This window comes from Streptomyces sp. NPDC046876 (assembly GCF_040645035.1).
Classification (GTDB): Bacteria; Actinomycetota; Actinomycetes; order Streptomycetales; family Streptomycetaceae; genus Streptomyces.
Genome location: NZ_JBEYXK010000003.1, coordinates 144,350 through 161,011, shown reverse-complemented (window position 1 = coordinate 161,011; position 16,662 = coordinate 144,350). Strand labels below are relative to the sequence as shown.

The window sequence follows — 16,662 nt, the reverse complement described above, 5'->3', positions numbered from 1 at the left end:
CGCCGGTCATCGTGGAGAAGGGCCTGCCAGGAGCGGGCTCATGCGGCGTGCACGAGCCGGGCGATCACGGCGGCGGCGTCCGGGCGGCTGAGCATGGTGTAGTGGTCGCCGGGGCTGCGGTGCGTGGTGAGGCCGTGGGGGGCCAGCGGCTCCCACCCGAGGGTGGGGTCGTCGGGGATCAGGCTGCCCTCGGCCGTGACGAGGACCAGCGGCACGCTCGACGGGACGGCCCGGTAGGGGGCCGTCAGCCGGTTGTTGCGCAGCAGGCCGTCCACGTACGTGTCGTACAGCTTGCGCAGTCCGAACACCGGCGTGTCCGCACGCAGGGCGCCGCCGGCGACGGCGGCCTCCAGCACGGCCTCGAGGCCGTCCTCGACGCCGGCCCCGGCGAGCCGCTCGGCGTCCGGGACCACCGGAAGTCCGCGCTTGGCCCCGAGGTACAGCGCGAACCAGCCGAGGAGCAGCGCGGGGTTCAGTTCCTCGTCCGACGGCTTGTAGGCATCGGTGGGGGCGATGCTGTCGAGCAGTACGAGCTGCCGGGGCCGCTGCCCGGCCGGGAGCCGCTCGACCAGGGCCTGGGCGATCACACCGCCGAACGACCAGCCGGCGAGGGTGTACGGGCGGCCGTCCGCGCCGTCGGCGGTGCGGGCGCGGACCAGCTCGTCCGCCAGCCGGCCGGCGAGGTCCTCGACGGTGGTGGCGGCGCGGCCGCCGGTCAGCGCGGCCTCCCAGTACTCCGGGAGCGCGGACAGGTCGAGCACGGTGAGACCGGTGCCGCCGGGCAGCGCCTCGGCGAGCGTCCGGTGCACCTCGGCGTCCAGTGCGCCGGGGTGCACCAGGTACACCGTGCCCGCGCCGCCGTCGGCGGCGCGGAGCCGGCGGACGGGCGCCGGAGTCCGGTCAGGACGCAGCCGCATGCTGTTCCTCGGCGCGGGTCGCGGACTCCTCCGCGATGAAGGCGGCCAGGTCCTTGATGGTGGGGTGGTACCACAGGGTCGTGGTGCCGAGTTCGAATCCGAGCCAGTTCTCCATTTCCCCGGCGAGGATCAGAGCCTCGGTGGAGTCGAGGTCGAGCTCGTCGAAATACAGCTCGGGTGACACCTCGCTCTGCTCCACCCCGAGCTTGTGGGCAATCTTCTCGATGAGCCACTGCTGGGCTTCTGCTGCCGTCACAACGAGCACGTTGTTCCTCCCTGGTCCTGAATTCCGAAAAAGCCCGTGCTGAAATGCGGGCGAGGGGCCGGCGGCCTGGGCGCCGGTACGGCCGGCGGGTGGTGCACGGCGGTGGCGCCGGGGAAATACGGGAACGCGGGTCAGTGCACGGTCCGGTGGAGCCGGCGGGACGCGGGTCCGGCCGGCGGGAGGAATGTGGTGCGAGGCATTTCGCAAACCCCCCGTGGCCCGAAATCGGAGATGGAATTTCTCCCGTACCTGTTCCCTGCCCTCGTTCAGCACACTAGGCAGCGGCCGGGGGCCGTTGCAAGCAGATCCGGGGGCCGTTCGGGACGCGGCCGCCCGCCTCCAGTTCGTATTGAGTTCAGGTCGAGGGATACGCGGCCGGGAACCGGACCATTCCGGACTGTTCGGGCGTTCCCGGGAACGAAGAGAGCGCCCCTTCGGCCATTGGCCGACGAGGCGCTCTCGTGCGGTTGTCGAGCGGTCGTCCCTGGCGGGGGACGGCTCAGCTTCTGCCGTCGGGGAGGAGGTCGGGCCGGCTGCCCAGCTTGAGCAGGAGCAGGGCCAGCGTCGTGCCCTGGGCGCCCAGGGCGGAGCGGTACCGGTTGAGCATCTCCGTCTCCTGGCCCAGCTGTGTGCGCGGCAGGCCGGCCCGGCCCTTGGCCTGCTGGAGCTCGGTGACCATCTCGGTGCGGCGGCGCACCAGGTCGATGATGGTGGAGTCGAGCTCCGAGACGCGGTCGTCCTGGCGGGTGAGGTCGAGCAGGGCGGTGGGGGACATGGATCCTCCGGTGTCGGTGGCGGTCGTACGGCGGTCACGGATCCGGCCACGGCCGTGCTCGAGGCCGGGCAGGGGTGTCACGGGTGTCGCACGCAGCTCGGTCGTCACGGTCGTCACGGGATGCGGTGGCCGAGGGCCGCGTCCAGGAGGTCCGCGAGGATCGGCGTCGCGTTCTGCGTGAGGATCGACGCCGGGTGGAACTGCACGGAGGCGAAGCCGGGCCCCGCCAGCGCGTGCACCTCGCCCGTCTCCCCGTCCCGGCAGACCCGGACGGTGCCCGGGCGGCGCGGGCAGCGGAAGGAGTCCTCGGCGCTGACCGCGGCGAAGGTGTTGTAGAAGCCGACCAGTTCGGGCCGGCCGAAGAAGTCGATCTTCAGCTGGACGCCCTGGTTCGGCACGGGGCGCCGCCTGATCTCCAGGCCCAGCAGGGTGCTGAGCACCTGGTGCCCCAGACACACCGCCAGGAACGGCGTGCCGCTGCGCAGCAGGCCCTCCGTCGCCGCCCGCATCGCGGCGATCTTGGGGTGGCCGCTCTCGCGCGGGTCGCCGGGCCCCGGGCCCACGATCACCACGTCGTACGCGGCCGGGTCGTACGGCTCGTCGTAGCGGCGGATGGCCACCTCCGGCCCCAGCGCGGCGAGTTGGTGCTGCGCCATCGCCGTGAACGTGTCCTCCGCGTCCAGGATGAGCACCCGCCGGCCCGCGAGCCCGGGCCTGGTCTCCGCCCGCGACGCCGGGTCGGCCAGCCAGAAGGAGCCCAGGGCCGAGTTGCGCGCCGCGAGCGCCTGCCGCACCTCGGGATGCCCGGCGAACGACCCGGCGGCCGGCTCTGCCGCAGCCGCGGGCGCCGCCTCCGGCTCCCGCTCCAGGGCCGCCAGCAGCCCCGCCGCCTTCGCCCGGGTCTCGGCCACCTCCGCCTCGGGGGAGGACTCCCGTACGAGCGTGGCCCCGACGGCCAGGCGCAGCGCCCCCGCGCGGTCCACGTCCGCGGTGCGGATCAGGATCGCCGAGTCCATGGTGCGCGCCCCCGCCGCATCGCGGCCGATCAGCGCCGCCACGCCGCTGTAGTAGCCGCGGCCCTCCGGCTCGTACCGCTCGACCACCTTGCAGGCGCTCTCCAGCGGGCTGCCCACCACCGTCGGCGCGAACATCGTCTCGCGCAGCACGTCCACCACGTCGAGGCCGGTGCGGCCCTCGATCAGGTACTCGGTGTGGGCCAGGCGCGACATCTCCTTCAGGAACGGGCCCACGACGCGCCCGCCGTCGGTGCAGACCCGGCCCATCATCTTCAGTTCCTCGTCCACGACCATGTACAGCTCGTCGGCCTCCTTGCGGTCGGCGAGGAAGTCCAGCAGCCCGGTCACCGTCGGGCCCGAGGCCGGATAGCGGTAGGTGCCGCTGATCGGGTTCATCACCGCCGTGCCGCCCGCGAGGCTGACGTGCCGCTCGGGCGTGGCCCCGATCAGCGTGCGGTCGCCCAGGTGCACGAGGAAGGTCCAGTACGCCGACGGCTCGGCCAGCAGCATCCGCCGGAAGAACGACAGGGCCCGCTGCGCGCTCCAGTCCTCGACCGTGGTCGTCCAGCTGCGCTGCAGCACGAAGTTGGCGCCCTCGCCGCGGCCGATCTCCTCGGCCAGGACCTGCGCCGCGCGTGCCGCGTACTGCTCGTCGTCGATGTCGAAGGCGCCGCCCGAGGTCCGCAGCGCCGCCCGCGGCAGCCGCCGCAGCACCTCGGCGAGCGGCACCACCGCCTGGTCGTGGATCTCCAGGGCGACCAGCGGCGTGCCGTCGTCCGGCGCCGCGAAGCCGCGCTCGCGGACCTGCCGGTACGGCAGCAGCGCCAGCAGCTCGTGCCGGCCGCGGGCCCCCGCCGCTGCTGCCGCCGGCCCCGCCCCCGCCCCGGCCTCCGCCGCCGGCAGCGGCAGCCCGGCCAGCCCCGCCCCGTCCGGCACCTCGGCGGCCCGGCCGACCAGCACGTCCACCCCGCCCGCCCCCGCCTCCGGCCGGTGGACCAGCGCGAAGTGCGGGGCGTGGGCCGGGCCGCCCGCCAGGATGCGGCCCAGCAGCGGGTGGTCCGGCCCGGTCAACGGACCGCCTCCACCGCGAGGCCGGCGAGCTGCCCGAGCACGTCCGCGGTGGTCACGGCCATGCCGCAGCGCGTGGCCACGTACTCCACCGTCATCCGGTGGAACTCCGGGGTGAAGTCGGCCACCGCATCGGCCACCACGAAGGTCTGGATGTCGTGCGCGAAGGCCTCGTTGGCGGTGGTCAGGATCCCCACGTGGGCGTAGACCCCGCACACGATCAGCTGGTCGCGGCCCCCGTCGCGCATCCGCTGCAGCAGGTCCGTACGGAAGAACGCGCTCGGCCGCCACTTGGTGAGGACCGCGTCCCCCTCGGCCGGCGCCAGCGCGGCCGTGACCGCCCGGTCGGCGGGGGCCACCGTCATGCCCGGCCCCCAGAAGTCCTTCAGCAGGCCGCGGTCGGCCTGCGTCATGTCCCCGGGCTGCGCCGTGTACGCCACCGGGACGCCCAGCTCGGCGCACCGCCCGCGCAGCGCCGCGCTGTGGGCGACGAGGTCGGTCAGCGGCTGCCGGCCGGCCGGGAAGGGCTGCAGGAAGTACTCCTGCATGTCGTGGATCAGCAGCATCGCCCGCCGGGGGTCGATCGTCCAGCGCGCGGTGTTGACGGGCAGGGAACCGACGCCGGGCATGGAATAGGGTGCGATCGCCGGGATGCCCATGACGATCTCCTTTCTGGGTGTCAGACGCCGAGGGTGGCGCCGCCGTCGACCACGAGGTCGTGCATGGTGATGTGCCGGGCCCGCTCCGACAGCAGGAACAGCACCGCGTCGGCGATGTCGGGCGGCACGGCGATCCGGCGCAGCGGGATCCCGTTCCGGTAGTTCTCCGGCAGGCCCTCGATGGAGCTGCGGGCCACGTCCTCCGGGTCGTACATCCCGTACAGCATCGGCGTGTACGTGGAGCCCGGCGCCACCGTGTTGCAGCGGATGCCGTACCGGGCCAGCTCCAGTCCGAGGCATTTGGTGAGCATGGTCGCGGCGGCCTTCGACGCCGCGTACGCGGACATGTTCATCCGGGCCGTGCCCGCCGCGTTCGAGGCCACCGTGACGACGGCGCCGCTGCCGCGCTCGGCCATCCTGCGGCCGACGGTGCGCGAGAGGCGGAACACCCCGGTCGCGTTGACGGCGAACGTGGTCTCCCAGTCGTCGTCGGACAGCTCCAGCACCGGGCCCATCCGCAGCACGCCCGCGCTGTTGACCAGCTCCTCGACCGGGCCGAGTTCGGACTCGGTGCGGTCCACCGCCGCCGCGACCTCCTCGGGGCAGGCCACGTCGGCGGGGACCGCCAGCACCCGGTGCCCGTCCTCGGTGAGCTCCTTGGCCAGCAGCCGCAGCGCCGCGGCGTCCCGGTCCAGCAGGGCCACCGCACGGCCCTCCGCGGCCAGCGCCCGGGCCACCGCCGCGCCGATCCCGCCGGCCGCGCCGCTGACCAGGGCCACCTTCCCCGGTATGTCGCCCTGTGCCGTCGCAGTTTCCGTTGCCGTCATGCGTGGGCCCCCCTGCCGTGTGCCGCTAGCACCCCGGCGACCGCCGCGGGCGCGATGCCCAGGCGGCGCGTCGAGAAGGACGCCAGCGCCTCCAGGTAGTCGGCGGTCAGCTGCTCCTCGTCGAGGTGGACCGTCCGCCCGTCCTCGACCAGCACCCGGCCCGCCACGATCACGGTCGTCACGTCCGCGGACCCGCCGAGGTTCAAGAACCCCTCCAGCGGCCGCGGGTTGAGCAGGTAGCGCCAGTCCCCGGCCGGCACCAGCACCAGGTCGGCCTGCAGGCCGGGCGCCAGCGCGCCGATGTCCTCCCGGCGCAGGGCACGCGCCGCGATCCGCGTCGCCATCGCCAGGGCGTCGCTCGGCAGCAGCGCCGTGTTGTCCGCGTACAGCTCGGTGTACCCGTGCCACGCGGCCCGCATCGCCTCCGCCATCCCGCCGACGGGCAGCGCGCCGCCGTCCGTGGACAGCGACACGTCCAGCCCCGCCCGGCGCAGCTCCGGGATGGCCCGGGTCTCGCTGAGCGTGGACTCGCCCGTCGGCCCGTACTTGGCGGGGGAGTGGCTGACGTGGGCGCCGGCCCGCAGCAGCAGGAACCGCTCGTGCTCATCGAGGAAGGCGCAGTGCACCGCCACCAGACGCTCGTCGAGCAGCCCGAGTTCGGCGAGCCGCCGCACCGGCGTGGTGCCGTAGCCGGCCCGCATGACCTCCGCCTCGCCGCGCAGCGCGCCGACGTGCGTGGCGAAGGGGACGTCGTAGGCGCGGGCCAGCTTGCCCAGGCCCTCGCCGAGCGCATCGCTGACGTTGGTGACGTACGAGGCGCTGACCTGCGCCCGTACCAGCCCGGAGGGGTCCGCGGCGCAGTCGGAGAGCAGGTCCTCCAGCCGGGCCAGCACCGCGTCGGTGTCGCGGGTGCGGCGGTGGCGGCCCTCGCCGGGCGCGCAGACCGCGTCCCCCGTCCAGTGGCTGACGGAGCAGCGGATGCCGACCGCGCGGGCGGCGGCCGCCAGCGCCTCGGGCCGGTTGAAGGAGCCGACGTCGCCGAGGGCGGTGGTCCCGGAGCGCAGCTGCGTCCACAGCGAGTACCGGGCGATCGCCTCGGCCTCGCCGGGCGTCAGGCCGTCGGCCACGTCCTGGAAGGTGTCGAACATCGCCGAGATCTTCCGGACGTCGCCGCCCAGCGCCATCACGCCCGGCTCGTCGTCGGCGTCGCGCGGGTCGCGCAGCGCGCCCTTGAACGGCAGCCGCAGGGCGAACATCTCGTGCCAGTGCGCGTTGACGAAGCCCGGCAGCACCAGGTGCCGGGTGCCGTCGACCGTGCGCAGCCCGGCCCGTACCTCCTCGGGCAGGGCCCGCACCGCCGCGTCGACCTCGTCGACCGGGCCGACGGCTGCGATCGTGCCGCCGACCGCCAGTACGGATCCGGAGGGCAGCATCCGGGCGTCGGCGTCCGCGGTGTAGACGCAGCCGCCGCGCACCAGCAGCGCCGGCGCCCGACCGGGCAGGCCGCCGGAGCCGCCGGACGGGTCGGACCCGCCGGACCCGCCGGCGCCCGGGCCCGCCTGGCCGATGCCGGGCCCGCTCATGCCAGCCTCGCCGCGATCTCGTCCGCCGGGTGCGCCCGGAGCAGGTGCTCCGTCCACGCGCCGAGCGTCGGGTCCGTCGCCAGCTCCCGCACGTCGGCGGTGATGCCGGCCCGGCGCAGCTCGCTGACGATCCGCATGATCTCCAGCGAACCGAGGCCGCGGTGGACCAGGTTGGTGTCCGCTTCCAGGGTCTCGGGCTCCACCTTCATGAACCGGGCGGCGATCCCGCGCAGGATGCCGGTCACCGCCTCGGGCGTGGCCGTCTCGGCCGCAGCGGCGATGGAGTGGGATGTCATCGGGGCTCTCCTCGTTGGTGGCCGTGAACGGGTCAGTGCGCCGCCGCGGCCAGGCCGGCCGCCAGTGCCTTCTTGTCGACCTTGCCGAGCCCGGTCAGCGGGAACTCCTCGACCAGTTCGAGCCGGTCGGGCAGCTTGTAGTCCGCCAGGCCCTGCTCCTGCAGCGCCTGCTTGAGCCCGGGCAGGCTCGGCGGCTCGCCGTCGGCGACGACGAACGCGCAGATCCGTTCGCCCAGGTACTCGTCGGGCACGCCGATCACGGCCGCGCGGGAGACCGCCGGGTGCGTCAGCAGGTGCGCCTCCACCTCGGGGGCCGAGATCTTGTCGCCGCCGCGGACGATGACGTCCTTGATCCGGCCCTCGATGACGAGGCGGCCCTCGGCCGTGAGCCGGGCCAGGTCGCCGGTGCGGTAGTAGCCGTCGGCGGTGAACGCCGTCCGGTTGTGCTCCTCGGCCCGGTAGTAGCCGTGCAGCGTGTACGGGCCGCGGGTGTGGAGCTCGCCGGTGGCGCCGAGCGGCAGCTCCGTACCGTCCTCGCCGACGATCCGCACCTCGTCGCCGGGCGAGATCGGTCGGCCCTGCGTGGTGAGCACGGCCTCCTCGGGGTCGTCGGCGCGGGTGAAGGACAGCAGCCCCTCCGCCATGCCGAACACCTGCTGCAGCCGCACCCCGAGGCCCGGGCCGATGCGCGCGGCGAGCTCCGCGGACAGCGGGGCGCCGCCGATCTGCACCGTCCGCAGGGTCTGCAGCCCGTACGAGGACCACTCGGCGGTCTCCAGCCACAGCTGGGCGACGGTGGGCACCAGCGAGGTGAAGGTGACGCCCTCCTCCTCGATCAGCTTGAAGCAGTCCTCGGCGGTCGGGCCGTCGGCGATGACCACGGTGCCGCCGCAGCCCAGCGTGCCGATCACCCCGGGGCAGCCCCAGGTGAAGTTGAACTCCACCGGCAGCGCGGCCAGGTAGACGTCCTCGCCGGTCAGCCCGTTGACGGCGGCCGCGGTCCGCGTCTGGTACGCGTAGTCGTCGTGGGTGCGCGGGATCAGCTTCGGCAGCGCGGTCGTACCGCCCGACAGCAGGAAGAACGCCACGTCGGCCGGGTCCGGCTCGGGCAGCTCCACCGGCTCGGCGTCGACGGTGTCCAGCGGGACCGCGCCGCAGCCCTCGGGCACCTCGCCCAGGACGAACAGGTGCCGCAGCGCCTCGAGCTCCTCCCGCAGCGCGAGCCCGAGCCCCAGGTGGTCGAAGCCCCGGTACCGCGCCGGCAGGACGTACGCCGCGGCCCCGGAGATCTCCAGCAGGTGGCGGATCTCGCTGGCGCGGTGCGAGGTCAGGGAGAAGACGGGCACGGCCCCGAGGCGGAACAGCGCGAAGCAGACCGCCGGGAACTCGGGGGCGTTGGGCAGCTGGACGACGACCCGGTCGCCCGGCGCCACGCCGTGCGCGCGGAAGCCGGCCGCGAGCCGGTCCACCCATGCGTCGAGCGCACGGTAGGTCAGACGGGTCGTGCCGTGGACGAGCGCGGTCTTCCCGTCGTACGTCCGGGCCCAGGAGCGCAGCAGGGCCGACAGGTTCTCCCCGCGCCAGTAGCCGTTCGCCCGGTACGCGGCGGCGAGCTCCTCGCCGGGAGGGGTGCAGCCATCAAGCATGGTCGTCAGGTCTCCTCGGTTCTTCGCTTCGGGGGCGGACCGGGCCCGGACGGGCGGCGGTCACGACGTGCCCTGGTCGCCGGTGATCTCGAGGACGGCGCAGGTGACCTCGGCGCCGGGCGCGGCGCCGATGAGCATCACGTGGTCGCCGGCCTCCACCTGGCCGGTCTCCAGCAGGTACTGGAGCCCGGAGAACGGGTCGACGGCTCCGGCGTGGCCGGTGCGGCGGGTGAACTCCCACACCCCGCGATCGGCGTCGATCCCCAGCGGGTCCAGGAAGGTGTCGGTGAGCGGGCCCTTCGAGAACCCGATGTGCACGACCCGCCGGACCTGCTCCATGGCCACGCCGGCCTCGGCCAGGGTCCGCGCGGCGACGTCGGCCACCAGCTCGCCGAGGTTGCCCATCGGGGGCAGTACGCCCTGGGCCCACTGGTCGCGCCAGTACTGGCGGCGGGCCTCCAGGTTCAGCGGCCGGCCCACCGTCACCGGCGGCGGGAACAGCACCTCGCCGCCCCGGTTGAACTCCTCCATCTCCGGGTTCGACAGCGAGCCGACGGCCAGCACCCGGGCGAAGCCGCCGTCACGTGTCACCACCGCCGCTGCCGCCCCGTCGGCCAGCAGGAACAGCCCGGAGGCACGCCACCGGTCGACCATCGGCGTGCCGAAGTTGTCGGCCGCGGTCAGCAGCACCGCCGGCCGCGCCGGGTCGGCCGCCAGCCGGTACGCGGCCAGCTCCAGCGAGGCGAGCATCCCCAGGCAGCCCTGGCGGACCTCCAGCGCCGGGATCGGCACGTCCAGCGCCTTGCGCAGCACGTAGTGCTGCGGGGACCAGCCGTCGGGGCCCTGGAAGTGCGCCCCGCTGTGCAGCAGGGCCGCGAACTCCTCCGGCCGGCGGCCCGAGCGGCGGACCGCGGCGGCCGCCGCCTCGGCGGCCAGGTCGGGCGCGGGGACCTCCCCGGCCACGGCGACCGAGACGATGCCGGACGCCTCGCGCACCGCCGGGTCCAGCAGGCCTTCCTTGACCGCCCGCTCGGTCTCCACGACCTCGGGCAGCACGGCGGCGACCCCCGCGAGGTACAGGTGCTCAAGCCGCACGGCGGCCGCCCCGGTCCTGCTCCCGGCCCTGGCCCTGGCCTTGGCCCAGCTCCTGGACCTGCTCCCGGCCCGGGTCCTGCGCGGTGGCGACCAGGAACCGCGAGACGCTCTCCAGCTTCTCGGAGGTCTCCTCGAACTCCCGGGCCGCGGTGGACTGTCCGACGATCCCGGCGCCCGCGCGCAGCCACGTACGGCCGCCCTGGCGGTAGACCGAGCGCAGCACCAGCGCCGCGTCCATCTCGCCGTTCTGGTCGGTGGTCAGCACCGCGCCGCTGTACAGGCCGCGCCGCTCGGGCTCGTACTGCCGGATGACGTCGTACGCGGCGGCCTTCGGGACGCCGGAGGCGGTGACGGCCGGGAAGACCGCGCCGAAGGCGTCCCAGGTGCCGAAGCCGTCGGCGAGCCGCCCGGTGACCCGGGAGGCCAGGTGCTGGACGCTGCCGCGCTCCTTGACGGCCATGAACTCCGGCACCTCGACGGAGCCCTCCTCGGAGACGTCGGTCAGCTCGTCGGTGCCGACCTTGACCGAGATGGCGTGCTCGTAGATCTCCTTCGGGTCGGACAGCAGGTTCTCGCGCAGCTCGCGGTTGCGCTGCGGGTCCTTCGTCAGGGCTCGGGTGCCGGCGAGCGGCTGGCTGTACACGCGGCCGCCGGCCTCGACCTCGACGACCGTCTCGGGGCTGAACCCGGCCGCCTCGACGCCGCCGAGGTGCAGCAGGAAGGAGCGCGCGGGGGTGTTGCCGCGCCGGCCCTGGACGTAGGTCTCCACCAGGTCGATGTCGTTCTCGACCTCGACGACCCGCGAGAGGATCACCTTCTGGAGCCTGTCCTCGTTGATCTCGGCCACGGCCGACTCGACGGAGCTGCGGTAGTCGGTCTTGTCGAAGCCGCGGACGTCGATCTGCGCGACCTTGCCGCCGGCCGGGCGGGCCGGGGAGCGCAGCACGTCGAGCGCGGCGACCAGGCCGGCCGGGTCGGCGGAGCGGACCAGGGCCGTGCCCTCGCCGAGGCGGACCTCGGTGCGCGGCACGACCAGGTGGAGCAGCCGCTCGTCGCCGACGTGGTCCACCGCGCCGTCCTTGGCGTACGACAGCTCGAACGCGGCCCAGCCGTAGGCGCGCCAGCCGTCGACGGGGAGGGTGTCGAGCAGGCTCTGCACCTGCTGCAGCGGCTTGCCGTCCCAGGGCAGGAACGTCTCCCCCTCGTGGGAGAGGCGGGCGCCGGAGCGGTCCAGGGTGAGCTGGGCGAGGGTTCCGCCGGCGTAGGACCAGCCCTGCGGGCCCTCGTAGACCACGTAGTCGTCGTGCAGGCCGGAGTCGGCGAGCGCGGCGGCCGTGGCGAGCTGGTCCTGCGCCAGCTCGATTCTGGTTTCGACGTAGTACGCAGACACGTTCGTATTCCCCCTGTGCGTCTGGAGCGGGCGGTGCGGGATCCGGCAGGGCGCCGGATCCGGCGGTGTGCGGCAGGGACGGGCCGGCGCCGGGCGGCGCCGCACGGGCGGGGGGCCCGGCCGCGGGGGGTAGACGACCCCCCGGGGGGGGGCGGGGGGCGGCGGGGGGCGGCGCGCGGGGGGGGCGGCACCCGCCCGGGCCCCGGCCCGGGCGGTGTGCGGCGGGCCCGGCCGGGCGCGGGCCGCCCCCCCAGGGGGGGCGCCCCGGCGCCGGCGCTTCACCTCCCCGCGGTCTGGAGCGGTGCTGCGGCGTCGCCGTTGACGCCGCTGCCCTCGGCCGCGGGTGCCGGGGAGCCGGCGGGCCGGGCCGGAGCCGGGGCCGCCGTGCGGATGAGCAGGGCCACCAGGACGGCACCGGCCAGGCCGGTGATGCCGGAGGCGAGCATGACGTCGTCCAGGGCCTCGGCGAACGTCTGCCGGACGAGGTGGACGACGCTGTCCAACTGTCCTGCGGGCGCCTGTGCGATGACCTCGTGGGCCTGCCCGCTGCCGAGCGCCGTGGCGGCCGAGTCGCCGAGCGCGTCGGCGCCCCCGGCGGAGTCCAGGGCCCGGGTCAGGCCCTGCTGGAGCACCACGCCGAAGACGGCGATGCCCAGCGCCTGCCCGAGTTGGCGGAAGGTGTTCATGGCGCCGCTGGCCATGCCGCCGCGCTCCGGCGGTACGGCCGCCATGGCGGTGGCGGCCAGCACCGGGGAGACGACGCCGACGCCGAGCCCCGTCAGGACGAGGCCGGGCACCAGCACGGTCCAGCCCGCATCGGCGTCGAGCCGGGCCTGCAGCAGGCTGCCCGCGGCGATCAGCGCCAGGCCGCCGCCGAGCGCCAGCCAGGCGGGAACCTTGGGCAGCCGCTTGCCGGCGGCCGCGGAGACCACGAAGGCCACCGCGCTCATCGGGAGCACCACCAGGCCGCCGGAGACCGGGCTCAGGCCGAGCACGGACTGCACCCACAGCGAGGTGTACGGCAGGTAGGCGAAGGCCACCGCGGAGAACAGCAGCCCGCACAGCATCACCCCGACGAACGGGGCCCGGCGGAAGAGCGAGAGGTCCAGCATGGGGTGGCTGCCGCGCGCCTCGGCCAGCAGGAAGGCGGCGAGCGCGACGACGGCCAGGGCGGCGAACCCGAGCGAGGTGCCCGAGGTCCAGCCCTGCGAGCCGCCGCGGATCAGGACGTACACCACCGAGCCGACGGCCACCGTGAAGGAGGCCATGCCCGCCCAGTCGGTCCGGCCCGCCCGCGGGTTGCGGGACTCGGGCAGCACCTTCAGCGACAGGGCGATCGCCGCCGCGCTGACCGGCAGGTTGACCAGGAAGATCCACCGCCAGCCCAGGTACTCGGTCAGCAGCCCGCCGAGCACCGGCCCGACCGCTGCGGCCGCACCGCTGACGGCGCCCCACACGCCGAAGGCGATGCCGCGGTCCTTGCCCTGGTAGGTGACGTTCAGCAGGGCCATCGCGGTGGCGAGCATCGCCGCGGCGCCGACGCCCTGCACGGCCCGGGCCGCGACCAGCACCGCCGGGTCCCCGGCGAGGCCGCAGACCAGCGAGGCCGCCGCGAAGAGGGCGAGCCCGCCCGTGTAGACCCGGCGCCGGCCGGACTTGTCCGCCAGCGAGCCGGCGCCGAGCAGCAGCGCCGCCAGGGTGAGGGCGTAGCCGTCCATCACCCACTGCAGGTCGGACAGGGACGTCCCCAGGTCGGCGCCGATGCCCGGCAGGGCGACGATCACGATGGTGACGTCGACCAGGAGCATGAACACGCCCAGGCTGACCGCTGCGAGCGGCCACCACTTTCGCACGAGGCCTCCATTGAGCTCGTATCTCGTATCGCGTACGTCGGGTGCGGTGAGGGGGTGCGAGGCCTTACGAGGCCCAGGCGCCCGGCGCCGCGAACGCGGGCCGGGGCCGCAGCGGGAGCTTGTGCACCGTCGCCTGCTCCTGCTCTTGCGCGGCCTCCGCCTCGTGCTGCACCCGCAGCCGGGCGGTGAGCAGCACGGCGAGCGCCGCGACCTCCTCGGCGGTCGGGTTGCCCCGGGTGATCCGGATGGCGGCCAGCGCCAGGGCGGTCCGCTCGTCGGGCGCGCTCACAGCGGGAGGTTCCCGTGCTTGCGGCTCGGCTGCTGGGCGTGCTTGGCACGCAGCATGTCGAGCGTGGCGATGAGCCGGGTGCGGGTGTCCGCCGGGTCGATGACGTCGTCGACGAGGCCGCGCTCGGCCGCGTAGTACGGGTGCATCAGCTCGGTCTGGTACTCCTTGATCTTCTGCGCGCGGGTCTCCTCCGGGTTGTCGGAGGCCGCGATCTCGCGCCGGAAGATGACGTTGGCCGCGCCCTCCGCGCCCATCACGGCGATCTCGTTCGACGGCCAGGCCAGCGCGATGTCGGCGCCGATGGACCGCGAGTCCATGACGATGTACGCGCCGCCGTAGGCCTTGCGCAGGATCAGGCTGATCCGCGGAACGGTGGCGTTGCAGTAGGCGTACAGCAGCTTCGCGCCGTGCCGGATGATGCCGTTGTGCTCCTGGTCGACGCCCGGCAGGAAGCCGGGCACGTCGATCAGCGTGACCAGCGGGATGCTGAACGCGTCGCAGAACTGCACGAACCGGGCCGCCTTCTCGGAGGCCTGGATGTCGAGCACGCCCGCCAGGTGCGCCGGCTGGTTGGCCACGATCCCGACCACCTGCCCGCCGAGGCGCGCCAGCGCACAGACGACGTTCTGCGCCCACTGGCTGTGGACCTCGAAGTAGTCCCCGTGGTCGACGACCTCCTCGATGAGGTCGCGGATGTCGTAGCCGTGCGTCGGCCGCGCCGGAACCAGGTCCAGCAGGCTCTCGCAGCGGCGGTCCGCGGGGTCCTCCTGGTCGCCTGTGGGGGCGAGTTCGCGGTTGTTGGAGGGCAGGAGGGAGAGGAGGTGGCGTACGTCCTCGAGGCAGCTCTGTTCGTCGTCGTAGGCGAAGGTGGCGACGCCGGAGGAGCCGGCGTGGCTGTCGGCCCCGCCGAGGTGTTCCATGGTGACGGCCTCGCCGGTCACGGCCTGGACGACGTCCGGGCCGGTGATGAACATCTGCGAGGTGCCGCGGACCATGAACACGAAGTCGGTCAACGCGGGGGAGTACGCGGCGCCGCCGGCGCACGGCCCGAGGATGACGGAGATCTGCGGGATGACGCCGGAGTTGCGGACGTTGCGCTGGAAGATGCCGCCGTAGCCGGCGAGCGCGGTGACGCCCTCCTGGATACGGGCGCCGGCGCCGTCACAGAGGCCCACGATGGGGGCTCCGGCGGCCTCGGCGAGGTCCATCAGCTTGTGGATCTTCTCGGCGTGGGCCTCGCCCAGCGCACCACCGAAGATCCGGAAGTCATGGGCGTACGCGAACACGGTGCGGCCGTGGACCTTGCCCCAGCCCGTCACGACGCCGTCGGTGTGCGGCTTCTTGTCCTCCAGGCCGAAGCCGGTGGCGCGGTGCTTGCGCAGCCCCTCGACCTCGTTGAACGTCCCCTCGTCGAAAAGGATGTCGATGCGCTCGCGGGCCGTCAGCTTGCCCTTGGCGTGCTGGGCGGCGGTGGCGCGCTCGCTGGGGCCGGCCTCGGCCAGCGCCCGTACGGCACTCAGTTCGGCGGTGCGCTCACGGAGCGAGGCGAAGCGGAACTCTTCTCGCACGCTCTCCAGTGGTCTTTCCTCGACGATGCTCATGCGGGCCCTTTCGACACGGAGGCACCGGGGTACGGCCGGTTTCGCATCGCCAGCTTGGGCGCGGCCGCTACAGCCCGGCTCGAATTCCGGCCGGGGACCCGTACGGGACGGCTCGCGACGCACCGGGCAGCCCCGTACAGCCGGACGCCAGGCCCCTTCGAGCGCAGGTCCAGGCGACCGGGCCAGGCTCGGGGCATCCGGGCGCGTGCTGTTGCCGCTCCCCGACCGGCCCCGTACCACCGGGCCCGGCCCGTACGAGCGAGAAGTGAGGTGCGTGGACCGTGCCCGGGACCAGCGCGCAGGATCAGGCCGCCGCCACCCTCACCGAGGTGGCCGACGGCGTCCACGCGTACGTCCAGCCGCCCGGCGGCTGGTGCCTGAACAACGCGGGCATCCTCACCGGCGGCGGCTCCTCGGCCCTCGTCGACACCGCCGCCACCGAGCGGCGCGCCCGCCGGCTGCGCGAGGCCGCACTCGGCCTGGCCGGACGGCCGCCCCGCGCCGTGGTCAACACGCACTTCCACGGCGACCACACCTACGGCAACTTCGTCTTCCCCGAGGCCCTGACCATCGGCCACGCCCGCACCCGCACCATGGTCCTGGCCGCCGGACTGCACATGGCCGGGCTGTGGCCGGAGGTCTGCTGGGGCGACATCGAGATCTCCCCGCCCGACCTCACCTTCACCGACCGCACCACCCTCCACGTGGGCGAACTCCGCGCCGAGCTGATCCACATCGGCCCGGCCGCCCACACCACCGACGACACCGTCGTCTGGCTGCCCGACCAGGGCGTGCTGTTCACCGGCGACCTCGTGATGAACGGCGTCACGCCCTTCTGCGTGATGGGGTCGGTGTCCGGCTCCCTGGCGGCGCTGCAGCGGCTGCGCGCCCTCGGCGCCACCACCCTCGTCCCCGGCCACGGCCCGGTCGGCGGCCCCGGACTCCTCGACGCCAACGAGGCCTACCTGCGCTGGCTCCAGGACCTCGCCGCGCAGGGCGCCGCCGCCGGAGCGAGCCCCCGGGAGGCCGCCCGGGCCGCCGACCTCGGTCCGTACGCCGAACTCCTCGACTCCGAGCGGCTGCTGCCCAACCTGCACCGCGCGTACGCCGAGCAGCAGGGGCTGCCCGAGGGCTCACCGCTCGACGTCGGCGCCCTGTTCGAGGAGATGGCCGCCCACCACGGCCGCCGGCCCGCCTGCGCGGCCTGAGGCGCCGGGCGACCCGCGGCCTGAGGCGCCGGGCGACCCGCGGCCTGAGGCGCCGGGCGACCCGCTGCCGGAGGCCGTCTGGAACCCCCCTGGAAGAGCGCTGGAGAGCGGCGCCCGCCCGCTCCGGCGCCCTGGTTCCCTCCGGCCGCGTCTCCCCTAGCATCCGAATCTCGG

At 74.5% G+C, this 16,662-nt stretch carries 15 protein-coding genes; 1 reads left to right on the top strand and 14 read right to left on the bottom strand.

Annotated elements, in window-relative coordinates; translation table 11 throughout:
• Positions 1-38: 38 nt before the first annotated feature.
• The 14 genes from ABZ924_RS03405 to ABZ924_RS03340 all read right to left on the bottom strand — a co-directional run bounded on the left by ABZ924_RS03405 (position 39) and on the right by ABZ924_RS03340 (position 15,280).
• On the bottom strand, positions 39-917 hold the full coding sequence (locus ABZ924_RS03405; RefSeq protein ID WP_361903354.1) for an alpha/beta fold hydrolase: 879 nt from the start codon (positions 915-917) through the stop codon (positions 39-41).
• Entirely contained in the window at positions 901-1,182 is a 282-nt protein-coding gene (locus ABZ924_RS03400) for an acyl carrier protein (RefSeq protein WP_361903351.1), read from the bottom strand. The genes ABZ924_RS03405 and ABZ924_RS03400 overlap by 17 nt, the downstream gene beginning before the upstream one ends.
• A gap of 499 nt (positions 1,183-1,681) precedes the next feature.
• On the bottom strand, positions 1,682-2,065 hold the full coding sequence (locus ABZ924_RS03395) for a chorismate mutase (protein ID WP_361903348.1): 384 nt from the start codon (positions 2,063-2,065) through the stop codon (positions 1,682-1,684).
• Positions 2,066-2,070: 5 nt separating this feature from the next.
• Positions 2,071-4,044: an anthranilate synthase family protein gene (locus ABZ924_RS03390; protein WP_361903345.1), complete on the bottom strand. Its 1,974-nt coding sequence runs from the start codon at positions 4,042-4,044 to the stop codon at positions 2,071-2,073.
• Positions 4,041-4,700 carry an isochorismatase family protein gene (locus ABZ924_RS03385; protein ID WP_361903342.1) on the bottom strand — a complete coding sequence of 220 codons (660 nt, stop codon included), beginning with the start codon at positions 4,698-4,700 and terminating at the stop codon, positions 4,041-4,043. The genes ABZ924_RS03390 and ABZ924_RS03385 overlap by 4 nt, the downstream gene beginning before the upstream one ends.
• A 20-nt stretch (positions 4,701-4,720) precedes the next feature.
• Complete coding sequence (locus ABZ924_RS03380) at positions 4,721-5,527, bottom strand: 2,3-dihydro-2,3-dihydroxybenzoate dehydrogenase (RefSeq protein ID WP_361903339.1); 807 nt, start codon at positions 5,525-5,527, stop codon at positions 4,721-4,723.
• A complete protein-coding gene (locus ABZ924_RS03375) occupies positions 5,524-7,110 on the bottom strand; it encodes an amidohydrolase family protein (RefSeq protein ID WP_361903336.1) in 1,587 nt (528 codons plus the stop codon). Before ABZ924_RS03375 ends, ABZ924_RS03380 begins: the two co-directional genes overlap by 4 nt.
• Positions 7,107-7,406 carry a phosphopantetheine-binding protein gene (locus ABZ924_RS03370; RefSeq protein ID WP_361903333.1) on the bottom strand — a complete coding sequence of 100 codons (300 nt, stop codon included), beginning with the start codon at positions 7,404-7,406 and terminating at the stop codon, positions 7,107-7,109. The genes ABZ924_RS03375 and ABZ924_RS03370 overlap by 4 nt, the downstream gene beginning before the upstream one ends.
• Positions 7,407-7,438: 32 nt before the next feature.
• Positions 7,439-9,052 (bottom strand): AMP-binding protein, encoded by a 1,614-nt coding sequence (locus ABZ924_RS03365; protein WP_361903330.1) that lies wholly within the window; start codon positions 9,050-9,052, stop codon positions 7,439-7,441.
• A gap of 60 nt (positions 9,053-9,112) precedes the next feature.
• Positions 9,113-10,147 (bottom strand): ketoacyl-ACP synthase III family protein, encoded by a 1,035-nt coding sequence (locus tag ABZ924_RS03360; protein ID WP_361903328.1) that lies wholly within the window; start codon positions 10,145-10,147, stop codon positions 9,113-9,115.
• A complete protein-coding gene (locus ABZ924_RS03355; RefSeq protein ID WP_361903325.1) occupies positions 10,137-11,537 on the bottom strand; it encodes a salicylate synthase in 1,401 nt (466 codons plus the stop codon). The genes ABZ924_RS03360 and ABZ924_RS03355 overlap by 11 nt, the downstream gene beginning before the upstream one ends.
• Positions 11,538-11,815: 278 nt before the next feature.
• Positions 11,816-13,390 carry an MFS transporter gene (locus ABZ924_RS03350; protein WP_361903323.1) on the bottom strand — a complete coding sequence of 525 codons (1,575 nt, stop codon included), beginning with the start codon at positions 13,388-13,390 and terminating at the stop codon, positions 11,816-11,818.
• Between the two features lie 64 nt (positions 13,391-13,454).
• The gene (locus tag ABZ924_RS03345; protein ID WP_361903320.1) at positions 13,455-13,679 is read right to left on the bottom strand and encodes an acyl-CoA carboxylase epsilon subunit; all 225 of its coding nucleotides are present in this window, start codon (positions 13,677-13,679) and stop codon (positions 13,455-13,457) included.
• Positions 13,676-15,280, bottom strand: coding sequence for an acyl-CoA carboxylase subunit beta (locus ABZ924_RS03340; RefSeq protein ID WP_361903317.1), 1,605 nt, complete (start codon positions 15,278-15,280; stop codon positions 13,676-13,678). Before ABZ924_RS03340 ends, ABZ924_RS03345 begins: the two co-directional genes overlap by 4 nt.
• 281 nt (positions 15,281-15,561) lie before the next feature.
• On the opposite strand from ABZ924_RS03340, the gene ABZ924_RS03335 reads away from it, so the two are divergent.
• A complete protein-coding gene (locus tag ABZ924_RS03335; RefSeq protein ID WP_361903314.1) occupies positions 15,562-16,488 on the top strand; it encodes an MBL fold metallo-hydrolase in 927 nt (308 codons plus the stop codon).
• The last annotated feature ends 174 nt before the right edge of the window (positions 16,489-16,662 follow it).